The following is a 16,561-nucleotide window of genomic DNA, read 5'->3' as shown; positions in this document are numbered from 1 at the left end:
ATGGCAACCGTGAGTGACAACGGTCCCGGCACCAAACGGGTGCGGCTGAGCCCGGGCGAACGGCGCGAACAGCTGGTGTCCCTGGGCGTGAAAATGCTGCGCGACCGCACGCTGGAGGACATCTCCATCGGGGAGATCGCCCGGCAGGCGGGCATCTCCCGCGGCCTGCTCTTCCACTACTTCGCGTCGAAGCAGGATTTCCAGCGCGCCATCGTGCGCCGCGCCAACGAGGAACTACTCGCTCGCACCATGCCCGACCGCAGCCTCGATCTGTTCAGCATGCTGCGCGACGCGGTCGAACGCTACGTCGAGTACGTCAGCGAGAACCGGATCTCCTACCAGGGCCTGCTCCGCGGCCCCGCCAGCGGCAGCCCCGAACTGATGGCGCTGGCCGACGCCACCCGCGATGCCATGGTCGATCGCATCCTCGCCGAGACACCGCTGGCCGCCGACGATCCCGAACTCCCGCGACTTCGCCTGGTGTTCCGCGGCTGGATCGCGTTCGTCGAGGAGACGACCCTGATCTGGTTGCGCGAGGAGCAGATCGGCCGCACCGAGTTGATCGACACCCTGGTCGGCGCACTGCCCGCGCTCGCCATGCATCCCGTGCTCACCGAATGGCTGGCCGGTTCGGCCGGCGGCACCGCGCTGCCCGCGTGACCACGGCAGCGGAGCTGCCCGCGTGACCTCAGTCCTCGTGCACGTATCCGGCGCGATCGCCGCGCCGCGGTAACCAGAGCGCGGTGACCACGGCGGCGATCAGAATCATGATCGCCGACACCAGCAGCGCTACCTCGAGTCCACGATGGAAGGCCTCGTAGGTGGCGTGGATGACCCGGTTCACGATCGGCCCGTAGGCGGCCGAGGCCGCCGCGTCACCCCCGGCCGGGACATTGCCGGTCTCGATGGCGTCGATGACGATGGCCTGGAAATTCGCCGGCACGCCGATCTGCCGCAACCGATCCCGCAGGTCCGAATTCAGGAAGGAATTGACCAGCGAACCCAGTACGGCCACCCCCACCACCGCCCCGACCTGACGCATGGTGTTGGTGGCGGCGGCCGCCATACCGGAATGTTCGGCCGGAACGCCGGACAGCACGGCCGAGGTCAGCGGCACCACCGCGATACCGAAACCGAGGCCGGCCAGCATCAGGGCCAGCGCCAGCGGCGTGAATTCGACGGTGACGCCGAGGAACTGGCGCGTGAGCAGGATTCCCGCGGCACCGAGCACACACCCGGCGATCATCGGCGTGCGGGAGCCACGCAACGCCACCCAGAATCCGGAGATCAGCGAACCGGCGATGATCGCCACGGCCATCGGGCCGAACACCGCGGCGGTTCGCCACCCCGAATAGTCCAGCACCTCTTGCAGATACAGCGCGGTGAAGAAGAAGATCGAGAAGATTCCGAAGTAGACCGCGAACGCCACGACCAGCGCACTGCGCACCAGCGGGCGCTCCAGGTAGTGGAAGTCGAACATCGGATTGGCCGCGCGCGACTCGACCACCAGGAAGGCGAGAAACGCGATCCCGCCGATCACGAACAGCGTGATCACCGAGGCGGCCGAATAGCCCACCTGCTCACCGGAGATGGCCGCGTAGATCACGCAGCCGAGAAACGTTGCGCCCAGGACGAATCCGGCCCAATCGACCGGACCCGGCTGCGGATCGGCGCTTTCCGGCACGAATTTCAGCGCCGCCGCCAGCACGACCACGCCGACGATCAGGTTGAACCAGAAGATCGAGCGCCAGCCGAACGCCCCGACCAGCAGCCCGCCGATCACCGGCCCCAGCGCCAGCGCCAACCCGGAGACCGCCGCCCACGCACCCAACGCCTTCGCGCGGGCGCCGCGATCGGGGAAGATGTGCCGGATCACCGACAGGGTGCCCGGTTCGGAGGCCGCCGCACCGACCCCCATGACCGCCCGCCCGGCGATCAGAATCGACACACTTCCGGCCACCGCGGACAACACCGAGCCGACGGCGAACACCACCAGCCCGCCGACCATGACGCGTTTGCGACCCCACCGGTCGCCGAGGGTGCCGGCGGTGAGCATCAGACTCGCGAACACCAGCGTGTAGGCGTTCACCACCCACTGCAGCGACACCACACCGGCATGGACGTCGGACTGGATATCGCCGAGGACGACGCTGACGATCGTGGTGTCGAGGAAGGTGACGAACAGGACGGCGGTAACCACCGCGAGCGCCACATAAGGACGCTCGGCACCGGGCGACACAGGTTGCGCCGCAACGGAACCCATCGAAGCCGCACCGCCCGCCGCCCCGGTCTCGGCCCCCGCGTTCGGGGCGGAGCCGGTACCGGGCACAGCGGATTCGGAGCCCGCCCCGGCAGCCGAGGCGGCCGATGCGTCGCGGTGCAGCGGACGACCAGATCCGGCGCCGCGGCGGTCCGACGGATCCGACGACGTCATCGCGATCTCAACTGGTCGGCGCGGGAAGGACGGTGGGGTTCCCAGGTGTCGCGCCGGGGGCCGGCGTCGCACCCGGACTCGGCGTCCCCGAGGCCGCGCCGCAGACCGGCGGGGCCGCGCCTTCCAGGGTGAGCAGTGCGCAGAAGGTCGCGGCCGTGACCTTCCAGGTGCCCTCGATCTGCACCGCGCCGCCCTGCTGACCGGACAGCGCGGGTGTGCCGTTGAACAGCACGTCGAAGGTGACGTCGGCGTGGTCGGTGCTGGTGCTGGCGACATTGGTGACCTTGGCCGAGGCGGATTTCGCCATCGGCGAATCGGCCTGTGCCTTGATCGCGGCGGCGAACGCGGGCCCGTTCTCCAGCAGCGCGACCTTCTGGTCGGCGGAGGTGGATCCGTCGAAGAAGCGCTCGAAGTTCCGGGTCACCGCCTGGGTCACCGTCGGCGTGCCGGTGCTGGACGATTCGGTGGATTTGCCGCCGGAGTCATCGCTGCCGCAGGCGGCAGCGGCGGTCACCAGCGCGGTAAGTGCGCATGCCGCAAATATTTTCGCCACTGACCCGCGATCGAACATGAGGCGGCCTCCCTCGGTGACGGTAGGCTCGGTGATCAACTCGCTCGAAGACTACTCGCCGGAACCGGGCCACGGACGCTTATCGGACACGAACGTGGTGTCGGCGAGTTCGGCCAGGACATCGGGCAACTCGGCGGCGACCGCCGGCGCGTCGAGCAGCGCCGGATCCACCGAGAGCCCGATCCCCAACGCCCCGTTCCAGCTCAGCACCCCGGCGACCAGCGGAACTCCCGGGGCCGACGGCAGGATCGGAAACACCCGGGTGATCGGCATATTCGCGAAGGTCATCGCCAGTTCGGGACCGGCCATGTTGGAGACGATGGCGTGGAAGAACCGTCCGCCGTACACCGACCGCGCGAAGGCCCCGACGGCCGGTTCCGGAAACAGCCTGAGCACTCGATCCATCACGAAATGCGAGGCGAGCGCGCGGGTTCCGGAATGCAGCCGGTCGCTGCGGGTGCGGATCTCGGCAAGACGCTGCGCCGGGGTCGCCGCCGTCAGCGGAATGTCGATCATCACGGCGGCGGTCGAATTGCCCTCCGCCCCCGACGTCGGGTCGCGCACCATCAACGGCACCGCCACCCGGATCTGCCCGCCCAAGCGCTCCCCCAGATCGGGGCGAAGACGCTGCAGCGCCGTGACGGTGACGCTCAGCAGTACGTCGGTCACCCGGACGCGATGCGAACGAGCCACGGCCCGAACGGTTTCCAGGTCCAGCGAACAGACGGTGAATACGCGTCGCACACAGTCGTCGGGCAGCGTTCCCTTCGGCTGGGCATCGGCGGCCAACTGCGCCAGACCGGCCGCGGTACCGGCGACGGTGGTCCCCCAGCTCGGCGGCTTTCGCTCGGCCACCGGCAGATCGATGGTCGGGCGCAGCAGGCGCAGAGCCTGCACCACCGTGCCGATACCGTCGGCGACCACGTGATGCAGCAGCAGGACCACGCCGATCGCGCCCGCCTCCGGGTCGCGCACCAGGACGAGTCGCCACAACGGCCGATCCTTGGGCAGCACCTCGGCGGCGAGATCCGTGACCACCCGGCTGATTCCGTCCACCCGACGCGCCACCACGCCCGGTGCCATGGTCGCTTCGGCCGACACCGCACCACGTGATTCCACCGCGGACTCCCCGTTGCCGGCTGCCGGGCCGACGGCGACACTGGTGGTGAGGACTGTGCTGAAGGCCGCCCCGGACCCCGCCGCTCGGCCATCCGGTTCGCCGAGGGCGTCCGGATCGGTGCCGGGAATCGTGCGCTCGGTGACGTGCCAGTCCCAGTCGACCGGACTGTCCACCCAGCGTGCCCGGCGCCACCGTCCCGGCTGGTCCAGACGCTGCCGGAAGCGCGGCAGATGTGCCAGCTCGCCCTGGACCAGTTTCCGGACCGCGGCGAGATCGGTCCCGCCGTCGACCCGCGGCCGGAACACGACCATGCCGCCCACCTGCTGCGGAATGCCGGTCTTCTCGATGTGCAGGAAGAACGCGTCGGCGGGCGGCACCACCGGTGGTCGCGCGTACCAGCGGTCGACCAGCTGAATACTCACCGCGACGAAGGCCACCGCGATCACCGCGTCGAGGACGAAGTGGTTGGCGGTCGCGACGATCACATAGGTGGTCAGCCCGACGTGCAGCGCGCTGAGCACCTGCACGATCCACCCGCCGGAGACCCGGGCCAGCACCACACTCACCCACAGCGCCCAGCCGACGTGCAGCGAGGGGACCGCCGCGAGCTGATTCGCCCCCGACACCAGTGACGAACCCCAGGAGCCCCAGGTATGGCCGGCGACGACGGTGTCGGTGAAGCCCAGTTCGGGCAGTAGTCGCGGCGGGGTGACCGGGAAGAGCGCGAAGCACGCGATGGCCAGGATGTTCAGCAGCAGGAACGAGTCGCGGGCGCGGGCGTATTCGGCGCGGCGGCGAAAATACAGCCAGAACAGCAGCGCGAACGCGCTGACGATGTAGGTGAAGGCGTATTCGTAGTTGGCCAGTGTCGCGAGCAGCGCCTGTGACTCCAGCCAGCGGTTGAGCGGGCGCTCGAAGTCGATCGCGAGCCACTGTTCGAGATCGAAGATGCGGTGGGCGTTGCGGTCGGCCAGTTCGCGGCGGGCCGGGGTGTGCAGGGCATCGACCGCCAGGTACAGCCCGAATACCGCGAGCCCGGCCACACAGTCCCGCCACAGCACCTGACGCGACGGATTGCCCACACAACCGTCATAACACAGGCGTCGCAAGCTTTTACGACATCAAGCTGGGCGATTCGTCGGTTATCTCCTCGTTACCGGCATAGAAGGCGCGGGCCAGCGGCGAATGCGCGAGTCCGCCGATCCCGGCCGCGATCAGCGCCCCGGCGATCGCGACTCCGGCCAGTGCCCCGGGGGTGTGCGGCAGCTCGACCTTGAACGCCAGCACGCCGACCACGTAGCTGACGATCGGATTCGTCACGCTCATGGCCGCGATCGCCCAGGGCAGCGGCCCGGCGGCGAAGGCGGTCTGTTCCAGCACCAGCCCGCTGAGCGTGGAGACGGCGAGCAGATAGCCGGGCCAGTCGGTGGCGGTGGCGGGGATGCCGCGATAGACCAGATCCTCGGTGGTCAACTTCATGAAGACGGCGCTCATCGCGAAACAGACGCCGGCGGCCACCGCCACGAGGTTCGCGGCCACCCAGATCGGGCAGCGGATGCTGATCAGGGCCAGCAGTGCCACCAGACCCGCGGCGGAGAAGGTGGCCAGCAGCACCCGGCCGCGATCCGGATCTCCCGCCAGCGGCGCCACACCGCCGACGCCGAACAGCACGCCCAGGCCGGCGCAGACCAGCAGCGCGAACCAGATGTCGCGGCCACGCGGGCGACGCCGGCGTCCGAACGCCTCGAGCGGGACCGCGAACAGCAGCTGAGTCGACATCAGCGGCTGCACGGCGGCCACCGAGCCCAGATGCAGCGCGACCGCCTGGGTGAAGAAACCCGCGAGATTGGTGATCCAGCCGCGCAGCCAGGTGCCACTGCGCAGCAGGCGCTGCATGAGTGTGGTCATACCGAAGACCCGGGCCGCCCGGGGTTGTTCGGCGACCACGGTGCGCGCCGCGCGCTGTTGCAGATAACCGGCCGCGGCGAACAAGAATGCGGCCAGCACTCCCAACGCGATGACCAGGACCATGCGGACCCCCGCTCAGGTGATCTATTCGCACTGTACGCCCGAATCCGTACCGAACCTGATCATGGTCGATGGGCGGAAACGGCGGACGAACGGGGTGCTCAGAGGGCGTGTTCGTCGAGCCAGATCCGGGCGAGGCCGGCCGCCGAGGCGTGTTCGTCACGGACGCGACGGACCATGGTCGCGAGGTCGGCCGTGGTGAGTTCCCCGGCTACGTAGTTGAGTTTCTTGATCTGCCGCTGGTCCAACGCACCCTGACGCAGCAGCGGGACGATGTTCTGAGCGCGGAAGGCGTACGCCGGATCGGTGACGACGGCCGGATCGGTGCCGACGGCCGTGTCACCGGGGCCGCCCGGCAGTAGTGCGACGGCCGAGGTGAACACGCCCGCGTCGACGGCTCCGTCGCGCAATGCCTTTCGCAGTTCGGCGTCACCGGGAAATTCGACGTGGCGGGTGATATCGCAGCCGTAGACCGTGCGCAGGGGCGTCAGCACATCGCGCTGCGGGTCCGGCGGCGTCCGCAGCGGGTCGAGTTCGCGCCCGCCGGCGATGCCCACGGTCAGTTCACCGCAATGCTTGGCGAGGCCGGCCGCATTCGCCGGATAGCGCGCGGCCGCGGCGGCACCGAGTGCGAGTTGCGGCCGCAGATCGGTGGCGTCGGCGAGATCGGACACCGCCAGACCCTCCGGAACCGCCCGGCTCAGATCGTCGGCGACCGAGCCGATATAGCGCGCCTCGAACGGCATCGGCGTCCCCGCGGTCATGTCGATCGGCGGGCCGGGCTCGTGGTGCTCTGCGACGCTCGCCGCTGTCGCCCGATCCGGCGCGGTCGCCGACGACGAGGAGTCGAAGGCGGTCAGGAGATCACCACCGGTATCGCCGACCAGCGTGATCGTGCCCGCGTCCAGCGCCGCCAGATAGTCCGCACGCTGTCCGAGATGCTTTTTCACCGTCGTCCGCGTGCCGGTGCGCGCGAGCGCTTGGGCATAGATTTCGGCGACGACCTCCGACTGCGCCGAATCACCGGCGCCGACGACGATCGTCGACTCGCCGTCACCGTTGGCACATGCCACCGCCAGCGTGGCGGCGGTGACGGCGACCAGCACCCGGGCCGTCACTCGCACCGATCCGGCCAATCCCATCCGGCGACACCCACTCCCGATAGTCAGCGACAACCACATCCGGCGGCCGAGGATCGCCCCGGCACAGGAATCGTAGGTGGATCGCATCCGGGCATCCGATCCACACCCGCCCTGCGACGACCATGGCCAACCGCAGCGGCGGTTATTCAGCGAGATCTCAGCCTGTGCGACGAATAATGTGCGAGTGCAGCCGGGACGCATTCTCCTGATCGAAGACGCCGACGCCATTCGCACGGCGGTCGCGGCGGCCGTGCACGCCGCCGGACACGAGGTCCTCGCCCGCGAGCACGGCGATCGGCTGGAGTCCGATCTGGAACGGTTTCGTCCCGATGTCGTCGTCCTCGACGTGATGCTGCCGGGTCGCGACGGTTTCGGCCTGCTCGAGGTGGTGCGCGCCCGCAGCGGCGCCGGTGTGGTGATGCTGACCGCGCGCGACGGTGTGGAGGACCGGGTGCGCGGACTGCGTTCCGGATCCGACGACTACGTGGTGAAACCGTTCGACCTGGCCGAACTGATGGCACGGATCGAGGCGCTGCTGCGACGGATGGGACGTATGCACAGCCGCATCACCATCGCCGATCTGGTGCTGGAAACCGATTCCGGGGTGGTGCTGCGCGGCAGCGAACCGATCAGCCTCACCGCCACCGAATTCAAACTCCTCGCCTACCTCGCCGCCCACCGCGACCGAGTCGTCACGAAAACCCAAATCCTCACCGCGGTCTGGGGTTACGAGGACTACGACCCGAATCTGGTCGAGGTCTACGTCAGCGCGGTACGCCGCAAACTGGAGGAACACGGCCCACGCCTGCTGCACACGGTGCGCGGCATGGGCTACGCGTTACGGGCGAATCCGCGATGAGCGGCGACTCGGACCGGACCGCGCCGCCTGCACTGCCGACGATTTCGCTGCGGCGCCGGGTAACCCTCACCGCCGCGGTCATTTCCGGGCTCGCCCTGATCGTGGTGGCGCTGGCTGTGCACGGTCTGTTCGGGATCGTGGTGGCGCGCAGCGCGAATACGGTACTCACCGACCGGGTCCAGCTGGCCCGGCAACTCGCGCAGCAGAACACCCCGCCCGCGGAGTTGATCGCCCGCGTCGACAATCGCTCGGTACGAGCCCGGCTGGTCCTGGCAGACGGCAGTGTCTACGGCAGCCTCTCGCCCCGGCACGCCGGAGACGGCGGCCCCCGGACCAGAACCGTCACCCTCGGCGGTGGCGGCGCGGTGGACCGCGCCCGGCTCACGCTGCAGGTCGACACCCCACTGTTGACCGCGCTGCGGTCACGACTCGGCCTCGTCCTGATCGGGGTGACCGCCACCGCCATCGTCGCGATCACGGCCGCGCTGTGGGTGGGATTGCGCCACGCGCTGGCGCCCCTGGATTCGATGACCCGGCTGGCCCGCGAGATCGCGCGCGGTGGCCGCGGCCGCCGCCTCTCCCCCACCCGCACGGATACCGAATTGGGCCGCACGGCGAGCGCTTTCGACGAGATGCTGGACGCCCTGGAGGGCGCCGAAGCCCGCGCCCGGGCCTCCGAACAGCAGATGCGCGCCTTCGTCGGCGATGCCGCGCACGAACTGCGCACGCCCATCGCCGGAATCAAGGCCATGGCCGAAGCGGTCCTGCATCAACCCGCCGACACCGGACCCGAAGATCGCGAGCGCATGTATCTGCTGCTGGTCCGCGAAGCCCAGCGCGCCGGGCGCCTGGTCGAGGATCTGCTCGACATGGCCCGCATCGACGCCGGGCTCACCCTGTATCGGCAAACGGTCGACCTGTACGACCTCGCGCACGCCCAGGTCGATCGCATGCGAATCCTGCACCCCGACATCGATTTCCGGCTCACCGGCCACACCGTGCTCGTCGTCGCCGATCCCGAACGCGTGGGCCAGATCCTGGTGAACCTGCTCGCCAATGCCTGTCAGGCCACTCCTCCCGGCGGCGCGGTCTCCCTCACCGTGGGAGCGATCGGCGACACCGCCGGCTCGATGTCCACCGAGCCGATGCCGATCCCGGCGACACCCGCCGACCAGGCGGGTCCCGCCCCCGACACGGGCACCACCTCATCGGACGTGGCCACCCCGAACGCCCTACCGGGCGCCGGAACCGGCGAAGTCCGGGCCGAGATCCGCGTCGCCGACACCGGTCCCGGTGTACCCGCCGCCCAGCGTGAACACATCTTCGGTCGCCTGGTCCGGCTGGATACGAGTCGGGACCGCCGCCGCGACGGGGCCGGGATGGGGCTGGCCATCGCCCGCGGTATCGCTCGCGCCCACGGCGGCGACCTGCGCTGCGTGGAGCCGCCACCGGGGACCTCGGGGGCGGTGTTCGTGTTGACGCTGCCCGCCCGGGACGCCGGTCCCTGGTCCCCGGAAAGCCCGTCCCCCGCCTGAAGATCGGCTGAAGATCACCTATGCCCACTCGGTGTTTTCAGGGTCCTTTCAGATTCGGCGCGCAGATTCGGATCCGACATCATCCCGTCACGAATGGAGTTACCGGTATGAAGCGCACTGTCGCCGCCCTGCTGGCCGGCACCGCCGGAATCGCCGCCCTGGCCGTCGCCGTGCCCGGCGTCGCCTCGGCCGACGCCCCGCAGTGCAGCCCGCAGGCTCGCGCCCAGGTTCAGGCCCAGACCGCTCCGCAGGTCGCCGCATTCCTGGCGAGCCACCCGGATCTGGCCGCCGAACTGGCCAAGGTGAAGGGGCTGCCGAAGGAGCAGCGCAAGGCCGAGATGCAGGCCTACCGCCAGGGCCACCAGCAGGAGCTGAAGGATTTCCGCGGGGTGCGGCAGCCGCTGATCGACTACCGCAAGTCCTGCCACAAGAAGTAGCGGCCGCGCATCGGCATCCGAATACGGCGAGGGCGCCCCGGGAGTTCCCGGGGCGCCCTCGCTGTGTGTTCGAATCCGGTGTTACGCAACACCTTCCGCGCGCGCGGCGGCGGCCACGGCCTCGGCGACCGCCGGCGCGACCCGAGGGTCGAGCGGGCTGGGAATGATCTTGTCGACCGAGAGCTCGTCGGCCACGACACCGAAGATGGCGTTGGCGGCCGCGACCTTCATACCCTCGGTGATCCGGCGCGCACCGGCATCCAGCGCACCCTTGAACACGCCCGGGAAGGCGAGCACGTTGTTGATCTGGTTCGGGAAGTCGCTGCGGCCGGTCGCCACGATGGCGGCGTAGCGGTGCGCGACCTCCGGGTGGATCTCCGGGTCCGGGTTCGACATGGCGAACACGATCGACTCCGGCGCCATCGAGGCGATCAATTCCTCGGCGATGGTCCCGGCCGACAGGCCCAGGAACACATCCGCACCGGCCAGCGCCTCGGCCGCACCGCCGGTGATGCCACGCGGGTTGGTGCGCGCGGCCAGGTCGGCCTTCACCTCGTTGAGGTCCGCCCGGTCCCGGCTGACGATGCCCTTCGAGTCGAGCACGACCACATCCGACACGCCCGCGGCCAGCAGGATGTTCGAGCAGGCCACACCCGCGGCGCCGGCGCCGGAGACGACCACCTTCAGGTCGGCGATATCGCGGCCCTGCACCTTGGCGGCACCGTTGAGCGCGGCCAGCACCACGATGGCGGTGCCGTGCTGGTCGTCGTGCATGACCGGGCAGTCCAGCGCCTCGACGACGCGCTTCTCGATCTCGAAGCAGCGCGGGGCGGAGATGTCCTCCAGGTTCACCGCACCGAAGCTCGGCCGCAGGCGCACCAGGGTCTCCACGATCTCGTCGACATCCTTGGTGTCGAGCACGATCGGAATCGAGTCCAGTCCGGCGAACTTCTTGAACAGCGCGGCCTTGCCTTCCATGACCGGCAGCGACGCCCGCGGGCCGATATCACCCAGGCCGAGCACCGCGGTGCCGTCGCTCACCACGACCACCAGCCGGTCGGTCCACGTGTAGCGCTTGGCCAGCGCCTCGTCCTTGTGGATGGCGCGACTCACCTGCGCGACGCCCGGCGTGTACGCGATGGACAGATCCCGCTGGGTCTCCAGCGGTGAGGACAATTCCACCGAAAGCTTGCCACCGAGATGGCCGGCGAAAATTTCCTCGTGCGTGATAGCGGACAGATCGGTCGTATCGGTTTCACGGCTCGCTGTAGTGGCATTCGGTGCGTCAGTCACAGATGACACGATTTCACTCCTGCTCGGTCCGGGCTGAACCGGCTCACGGTTACCGCCGGGTTTTCGTATAAAAGGTCTTCGGAATTCGAACGATGTGCGCCGACCGGGCGTTCACGCGGTCGCGCAAAACCGTTCGGTGATTACATCGCATCGCGTGTTTGCGATCTGGGCTTCTTTGCGATCTGGCCGCGCACGATCCGTCGAGCGAGAACCGGACGGGTGGTCCGGGCAAGGCTATGGGGTGATCCGCGGATCGGAGCCGTGCGTCACGAACCGAAGGTCACCAACCGTCCCGGACCGGGCGGTGGCGTCGGCCGGGAATCCGCAACATTCTGCCAGTAGGAACAGGGAGTTGCAAAATCGCTCCTCGACCGGGACGCGATCCGCTCGGATGCGGGGCCGGCCCGAGGCCGGGTGTCTACTGCCATCTTCCGAGGGTAGGGCCGCCGAATTACCTGCGCGTAAGGGGAAACTCGCCCGCGCTGGGAAGCAGCGGTGAACAGTCCCACCGGAACCCGGAACGCCGGTGTGAGCTCATGGCGCGCCCACCCGGCAGGTCATGCCGGGCGCACCCAGATCTCGTTCACACCGCCGGTGAGCAGGCGGCGCCGCCAGTCGCGGGCCGGGCCGGGATGATCGGTGCGCCGATGCAGGCCCCGGGTTTCGGTGCGGGCCAGGGCGCTGTATTTCGTCCAGCGGGCCACCGCCAGCAGCGCCGCGGCCTGCCGGGCCAGAACCTGGTCGGCGCCGGTGCCGCCGAGTCCGTATTCGGTGACCGGCCACATCGCGTCGAGTTCGGCGATGCTGTCGCGCAAGCTGCCCGCACTGCGCCAGTAGCTGCGCCGCAGCGGCAGCGTATGTTCCTGCACCAGCCCGATCACCGCACGAGGATCGATGTCGGTGCGCGCATCGGCCCCGAGGTGCAGATTCAGCCCGGCCCCCGGAACCGGCCGTGCGTCCCCGATCCGGCCGCGACGGCGCGCGAACCGCGCCGCGCCCGATCCGGCCCACATCCCGGACGAGATCGCCCACCCGCCTCCGTGCCCGTCGAAGCCGCCGACGGCGCCGGTGATCGGTTCCCGCGAGGCCACGTCGCCTGCGGCATACAGCCCGGGAACCGTTGTGGCGCAATCGAATCCGATCAGCCGCACCCCGCCCGAACCACGCACGGTACCTTGCAGGACCGGACGCAACCGCACCCGGCCGGACCGAGGATCGATCGACGTCCCGACGGAACCGGCACCGGTCGCGGACACCGCCGTGGTTCCCGCGGGCGCCGCCGACGCCGGGCCGTACCGGACCGCGGGCGCCGGCGGGATGTCGGCGTAGACCGCCTGTCCCTGAGCGAGCGCGGCGAGGGCCGCGGACCGGGCGGTGAAGTCGTCACCGTCGATGCGAGCCCCCGATTCGTCGTACAGGTTCGCGAACCGGGGCTCGCGCAGATCGCTCATCGTGGCGAGTCCGTACGCGCCGGAGAACTCCATCCCCGACAGTTCGGTGCCCGCCTCCACCGCCATCAGCAGACCCTCACCGGTGTCGACATCGGTTCCGGCGCCGCCGGCCAGGAATGCGCAGCCACCCGTCGCGAGCACCACCGCACCCGCGCGGATCGTCCAGCCGCGGTAGTGGTCGTCGCCGGCCGGCCCACCGGCCCCGCACACCACACCGTCGCCGTCGACCAGCAGATACAGCGCCGGATGGTGGTCGACGACCTGCACACCCAACCGGAACAGGGTGCGCCGCAGCGCCGCCAGATACCGCCGTCCATCGAGATGGACGCGCGTCGCGAGCCCGTCTCCGGTCTGCCGGTATCCCCAGCGCAGCAGATGGGCGATGCGGTGATGCGTTTCGCCGAGCACCCGGTCCATCCACTCGGGGTCACCGAGGTCGCCGCCGTGCGACAGACTGCGCACCAGTGCCCGCTCCCGATCCGGCCCCGGCGGGATATCCCACAGTGCGACAACACCTTTCGACGTCGGGCCGCATTCCCCGGAACGGCCCTTGTCGACGAGGATCACCCGCGCTCCGGCCGTCGCCGCCGTCAACGCCGCCCAGGCGCCCGCCGGACCGCCGCCCACCACCAGTACATCGGCGGACGCCTCCGCCGCGATCTCGGATTCCGCGCGAATAGTGGACCGGCTACGCACGCTCACAAAGGAAAATATTCGGCCACAATTCATCCGGCCGCAACTGTTACGCGAAGGCTAATTCCACCATTGCGTAACCAATAGGTAACCCGCCGCCACAAAGACGACCAGCGATCCGAAAAACGCCGGAATTCCCCGACGTCGGTCGGAAAAAATTTGCGCGCCGAGTGCCAGCACCGCCATTCCGATATGCCAGCCGACACTGCTCGCACCCGGGCCGGGAAATCCGCGCCGCACCCCGAGGACCGCCGCGCCGACGACGACCGCCGCCAGCACCACCAGTCCGGCGGCCACGGTTCCGCTGAGCGCCCGCACCACTCTCACGAGGCGATCACCGCGACGCCGCTCGCCTTCTCCGCCAGACGCTCGAATTGCTCTGCGTCCGTGGTGCATTCGCCCAGACCCACCGGCTTGTCGGCGCCGTGATAGTCCGAGGATCCGGTACCGATGAGGTCCAGCTCGCGCGCCAGCTCGCGCAGCACCGCCCGGTCGGCGGGATTGTGATCGGGGTGATCGATCTCGAGTCCGCCCAGCCCGTGCCCGGCCAGATCGCGGATGTCGTCGATCGCCAGTAGCCGCCCGCGGGTGCGGGCACGCGCGTGCGCGACCACGGTCACGCCACCGGCCGCCGCGACCATCTCCACCGCCTGCCGCAACGGGGTGTCGGCCTTCTCGACGTAGTAGCGGCCGCGCGGCGCGAGCAGATCGTCGAAGGCCGCGCCGACCGTCGGGACCACACCGGCCTCGACCAGCGCTCGCGCCAGATGGGGTCGTCCCGCCGCCGGGCCCGCGGCCGCGAGGACCGCGTCCGGATCGATCGGCAGGCCGTCGGCCACCATGAGATCGGCCATCGCGCGCACCCGCGACACCCGTTCGGTGCGCAACCGTTCGCGTTCGGCGGCGAAGGCGGCATCGGCCGGGTCGAACAGGTAGGCCAGCAGATGCACCGGCACCGGCCAGCCGTCCTCCCCCATGCCGACGCAGGACATCTCCATTCCGCGCACCAACCGCAGCCCCGCCGGCAGCGCGGCGACCGCCTCGTCCCATCCGGAGGTGGTGTCGTGATCGGTGATCGCCACCACGTCCAGCCCCGCGGCGGCGGCCGCACGCATCAGCTCGCCGGGAGTGTCGGTGCCGTCGGATGCGGTCGAATGGGTGTGGAGGTCGATGCGCACGCGTTCCATCTTGCCCAACTAGCATCCGGGACGTGCCCTCGATACCGCCGTTTCCCCCGTTCCGTGGCTCCGGGAGGTCGCGGCGCGGGCCGCAGCTGCCCCGGATCCCGGTTCCCACCGCCCGCGCGATCGTCGACTGCGGCGTCTATGTCGACGGCCACCGGCAGTCCGGGCATGTGACCCCGGCGGACGCGCTGGCGCAGGTACGTGAGCGCGGCGACGGCTTCGTCTGGGTGGGTATGCACGCTCCGGACGCGGATCAGATGGCCGAGGTCGCCGAGATTTTCGGCCTGCACGAACTCGCGGTCGAAGATGCCGTGCACGCGCATCAGCGCCCCAAACTGGAACGCTACGACGACACGCTGTTCCTGGTGCTGCGCACGGTGAAATATCTCGAACACGACCCCAATTCGGTCAGCGAGATCGTGCAGACCGGCGAGATCATGATCTTCGTGGGCGCGAATTTCGTGGTCACCGTCCGTCACGGCGAACACACCGCGCTGAAGGTGGTCCGCGAGGAGATGGAGAAGCATCCCGAACGCCTGGCGCTGGGGCCCGGGGCGGTCCTGCACGCCGTCGCCGACCACGTGGTGGATACGTATCTGCTGGTGACCCAGTCGGTCGAAGACGATGTGGAGGGGATGGAGGAAGAGGTCTTCACCCCGCGCAGCCGGCTCACCATCGAGGCCATCTATCAGCTCAAGCGCGAGGTGGTGGAATTGCGCCGGGCGGTCAACCCGCTGGCGCTGCCGCTACAGGTGCTCAGCCGCAGTTCGGAGCTGCCGATGCCGAAGGAGATCCGCCGCTATCTGCGTGACGTCGCCGACCACCACACCGCGGTCGCCGAACGGATCAGCGATTTCGACGAGGCGCTCAGCGCGCTGATCAACGCGGCGCTGGCGAAGGTCAGCGTCCAGCAGAACACCGATATGCGCAAGATCTCGGCCTGGGCCGCGATGGCCGCGGTGCCCACCATGATCGCCGGAATCTACGGCATGAATTTCACCCATATGCCGGAGCTGTCGTGGACCTACGGCTACGGGATGGTGTGGGTGGTGATCCTGGTCATCTGCGGTGCGCTGTTCGTCGCGCTGCGGCGCAACAAGTGGCTGTGAGGACTACAGATTCGCCGCGGCCCGGTGCGGATCCCGGATGTCGATCCCCGCTTCGGTCCACGCGTCCCGCAGCGCCGCGGCCCCGCGCACTCGCACCCACGCCGCCTCGGTGGCGGTGATCGGCGCGACCGACAGGAATCGCACCGGATCGGCGGGCTCCGGCAGGGGGACCTCATCGATATCCGCCTCGCCCAGCAGCACCGCGGTGAAGGGAGCGTTGTGCCACAGCGGCTCTCCCAGGTCGAGGAGCGCATCCGGTTGCAGCACAACGCCTTCCACCGACGGAGCGGCGATCAGCACACCGAGTCCGCGCGGCAGCCCCGCCTGGGCACCGGCGCCGCCGCGCAGCGTCAGCACCAATTCGGCGCGCGGGCCGCGCACGGGATCGGCCAAGGCCGCCGCGGAATCGGTCATCGGATGCCGGGAGCCACCGAGGGTGACGTAATGCACGAACTCGCCGTCGGGGATACGCAGAATGTCGATCGGTTCCAGGCCGAGGAAGGTCACCGACGCGGAGTCGAAGCGCGTGTCGTCGAATCCCGGCCCCGTCCGGGGAATGCCGAAATGCGTCAGTACCGCGGACCGCACCTGATCGAGTTCCATAGCCCTAGAGCGTGCCAGAGCCCTACAGCGCCAGGCGCGCCAGCATATCCCGCGCCTGCTCGGCGACCTTCGGATCGCACAGCACGTCGTAGCGTCCGGCGA

General features: G+C 69.4%; 15 protein-coding genes. 5 read left to right on the top strand and 10 right to left on the bottom strand.

Annotated features, from left to right (window positions below; genetic code table 11):
• Positions 1-660 (top strand): TetR/AcrR family transcriptional regulator, encoded by a 660-nt coding sequence (locus RJ03_RS20155; protein WP_036504719.1) that lies wholly within the window; start codon positions 1-3, stop codon positions 658-660.
• Between the two features lie 28 nt (positions 661-688).
• On the opposite strand, the gene RJ03_RS20150 is transcribed toward RJ03_RS20155, so the two are convergent.
• The 5 genes from RJ03_RS20150 to RJ03_RS20130 all read right to left on the bottom strand — a co-directional run bounded on the left by RJ03_RS20150 (position 689) and on the right by RJ03_RS20130 (position 7,295).
• Positions 689-2,263 (bottom strand): MFS transporter, encoded by a 1,575-nt coding sequence (locus RJ03_RS20150; RefSeq protein WP_083871194.1) that lies wholly within the window; start codon positions 2,261-2,263, stop codon positions 689-691.
• 178 nt (positions 2,264-2,441) lie between these two features.
• The gene (locus RJ03_RS20145) at positions 2,442-2,948 is read right to left on the bottom strand and encodes an MTB12 C-terminal domain-containing protein (protein WP_051024925.1); all 507 of its coding nucleotides are present in this window, start codon (positions 2,946-2,948) and stop codon (positions 2,442-2,444) included.
• Between the two features lie 108 nt (positions 2,949-3,056).
• Positions 3,057-5,207 (bottom strand): bifunctional phosphatase PAP2/O-acyltransferase family protein, encoded by a 2,151-nt coding sequence (locus tag RJ03_RS35110; protein ID WP_051024924.1) that lies wholly within the window; start codon positions 5,205-5,207, stop codon positions 3,057-3,059.
• Between the two features lie 31 nt (positions 5,208-5,238).
• On the bottom strand, positions 5,239-6,156 hold the full coding sequence (locus tag RJ03_RS20135) for a DMT family transporter (protein ID WP_051024922.1): 918 nt from the start codon (positions 6,154-6,156) through the stop codon (positions 5,239-5,241).
• A gap of 98 nt (positions 6,157-6,254) precedes the next feature.
• Complete coding sequence (locus RJ03_RS20130; RefSeq protein ID WP_036504717.1) at positions 6,255-7,295, bottom strand: glycine betaine ABC transporter substrate-binding protein; 1,041 nt, start codon at positions 7,293-7,295, stop codon at positions 6,255-6,257.
• A 184-nt stretch (positions 7,296-7,479) separates the two neighbouring features.
• Here RJ03_RS20130 and RJ03_RS20125 point away from each other — a divergent pair, with 184 nt between their 5' ends.
• The 3 genes from RJ03_RS20125 to RJ03_RS20115 all read left to right on the top strand — a co-directional run bounded on the left by RJ03_RS20125 (position 7,480) and on the right by RJ03_RS20115 (position 10,126).
• Positions 7,480-8,154, top strand: coding sequence for a response regulator transcription factor (locus RJ03_RS20125; protein WP_036504754.1), 675 nt, complete (start codon positions 7,480-7,482; stop codon positions 8,152-8,154).
• On the top strand, positions 8,151-9,689 hold the full coding sequence (locus RJ03_RS20120) for a sensor histidine kinase (RefSeq protein WP_051024921.1): 1,539 nt from the start codon (positions 8,151-8,153) through the stop codon (positions 9,687-9,689). Before RJ03_RS20125 ends, RJ03_RS20120 begins: the two co-directional genes overlap by 4 nt.
• Before the next feature lie 107 nt (positions 9,690-9,796).
• On the top strand, positions 9,797-10,126 hold the full coding sequence (locus tag RJ03_RS20115) for a heme-binding protein (protein WP_036504715.1): 330 nt from the start codon (positions 9,797-9,799) through the stop codon (positions 10,124-10,126).
• A gap of 81 nt (positions 10,127-10,207) precedes the next feature.
• Here the strand turns inward: RJ03_RS20115 and RJ03_RS20110 are convergent, their stop codons facing one another.
• The 4 genes from RJ03_RS20110 to RJ03_RS20095 all read right to left on the bottom strand — a co-directional run bounded on the left by RJ03_RS20110 (position 10,208) and on the right by RJ03_RS20095 (position 14,741).
• A complete protein-coding gene (locus RJ03_RS20110) occupies positions 10,208-11,428 on the bottom strand; it encodes an NAD(P)-dependent malic enzyme (RefSeq protein ID WP_373281716.1) in 1,221 nt (406 codons plus the stop codon).
• A gap of 548 nt (positions 11,429-11,976) precedes the next feature.
• Entirely contained in the window at positions 11,977-13,572 is a 1,596-nt protein-coding gene (locus RJ03_RS20105) for an FAD-binding protein (protein WP_371507377.1), read from the bottom strand.
• Positions 13,573-13,623: 51 nt separating this feature from the next.
• Positions 13,624-13,860 carry a hypothetical protein gene (locus tag RJ03_RS20100; protein WP_233429784.1) on the bottom strand — a complete coding sequence of 79 codons (237 nt, stop codon included), beginning with the start codon at positions 13,858-13,860 and terminating at the stop codon, positions 13,624-13,626.
• A 26-nt stretch (positions 13,861-13,886) separates the two neighbouring features.
• Positions 13,887-14,741, bottom strand: a complete 855-nt coding sequence (locus RJ03_RS20095; RefSeq protein ID WP_036504746.1) for a PHP domain-containing protein — start codon at positions 14,739-14,741, stop codon at positions 13,887-13,889.
• Between the two features lie 32 nt (positions 14,742-14,773).
• Here RJ03_RS20095 and RJ03_RS20090 point away from each other — a divergent pair, with 32 nt between their 5' ends.
• Positions 14,774-15,856 (top strand): magnesium and cobalt transport protein CorA, encoded by a 1,083-nt coding sequence (locus tag RJ03_RS20090; RefSeq protein ID WP_036504713.1) that lies wholly within the window; start codon positions 14,774-14,776, stop codon positions 15,854-15,856.
• Between the two features lie 3 nt (positions 15,857-15,859).
• Here the strand turns inward: RJ03_RS20090 and RJ03_RS20085 are convergent, their stop codons facing one another.
• Positions 15,860-16,459 (bottom strand): suppressor of fused domain protein, encoded by a 600-nt coding sequence (locus RJ03_RS20085; RefSeq protein WP_083871184.1) that lies wholly within the window; start codon positions 16,457-16,459, stop codon positions 15,860-15,862.
• Positions 16,460-16,561 lie beyond the last annotated feature (102 nt).

Origin of the sequence: Nocardia aobensis NBRC 100429, from assembly GCF_000308375.1 — a bacterium.
GTDB classification, from domain to species: Bacteria; Actinomycetota; Actinomycetes; order Mycobacteriales; family Mycobacteriaceae; genus Nocardia; species Nocardia aobensis.
Note: the sequence above shows the minus strand (reverse complement) of the source record. Positions and strands in the feature narration are given on the sequence as shown.

Excerpts from the sequence above, each read along its gene's own strand:
- RJ03_RS20155 (WP_036504719.1), top strand. The coding sequence starts at position 1 with ATGGCAACCGTGAGTGACAACGGTCCCGGCACCAAACGGGTGCGGCTG.
- RJ03_RS20150 (WP_083871194.1), bottom strand. The coding sequence starts at position 2,263 with ATGGGTTCCGTTGCGGCGCAACCTGTGTCGCCCGGTGCCGAGCGTCCT.
- RJ03_RS20135 (WP_051024922.1), bottom strand. The coding sequence starts at position 6,156 with ATGGTCCTGGTCATCGCGTTGGGAGTGCTGGCCGCATTCTTGTTCGCC.
- RJ03_RS20130 (WP_036504717.1), bottom strand. The coding sequence starts at position 7,295 with ATGGGATTGGCCGGATCGGTGCGAGTGACGGCCCGGGTGCTGGTCGCC.
- RJ03_RS20120 (WP_051024921.1), top strand. The coding sequence starts at position 8,151 with ATGAGCGGCGACTCGGACCGGACCGCGCCGCCTGCACTGCCGACGATT.
- RJ03_RS20115 (WP_036504715.1), top strand. The coding sequence starts at position 9,797 with ATGAAGCGCACTGTCGCCGCCCTGCTGGCCGGCACCGCCGGAATCGCC.
- RJ03_RS20085 (WP_083871184.1), bottom strand. The coding sequence starts at position 16,459 with ATGGAACTCGATCAGGTGCGGTCCGCGGTACTGACGCATTTCGGCATT.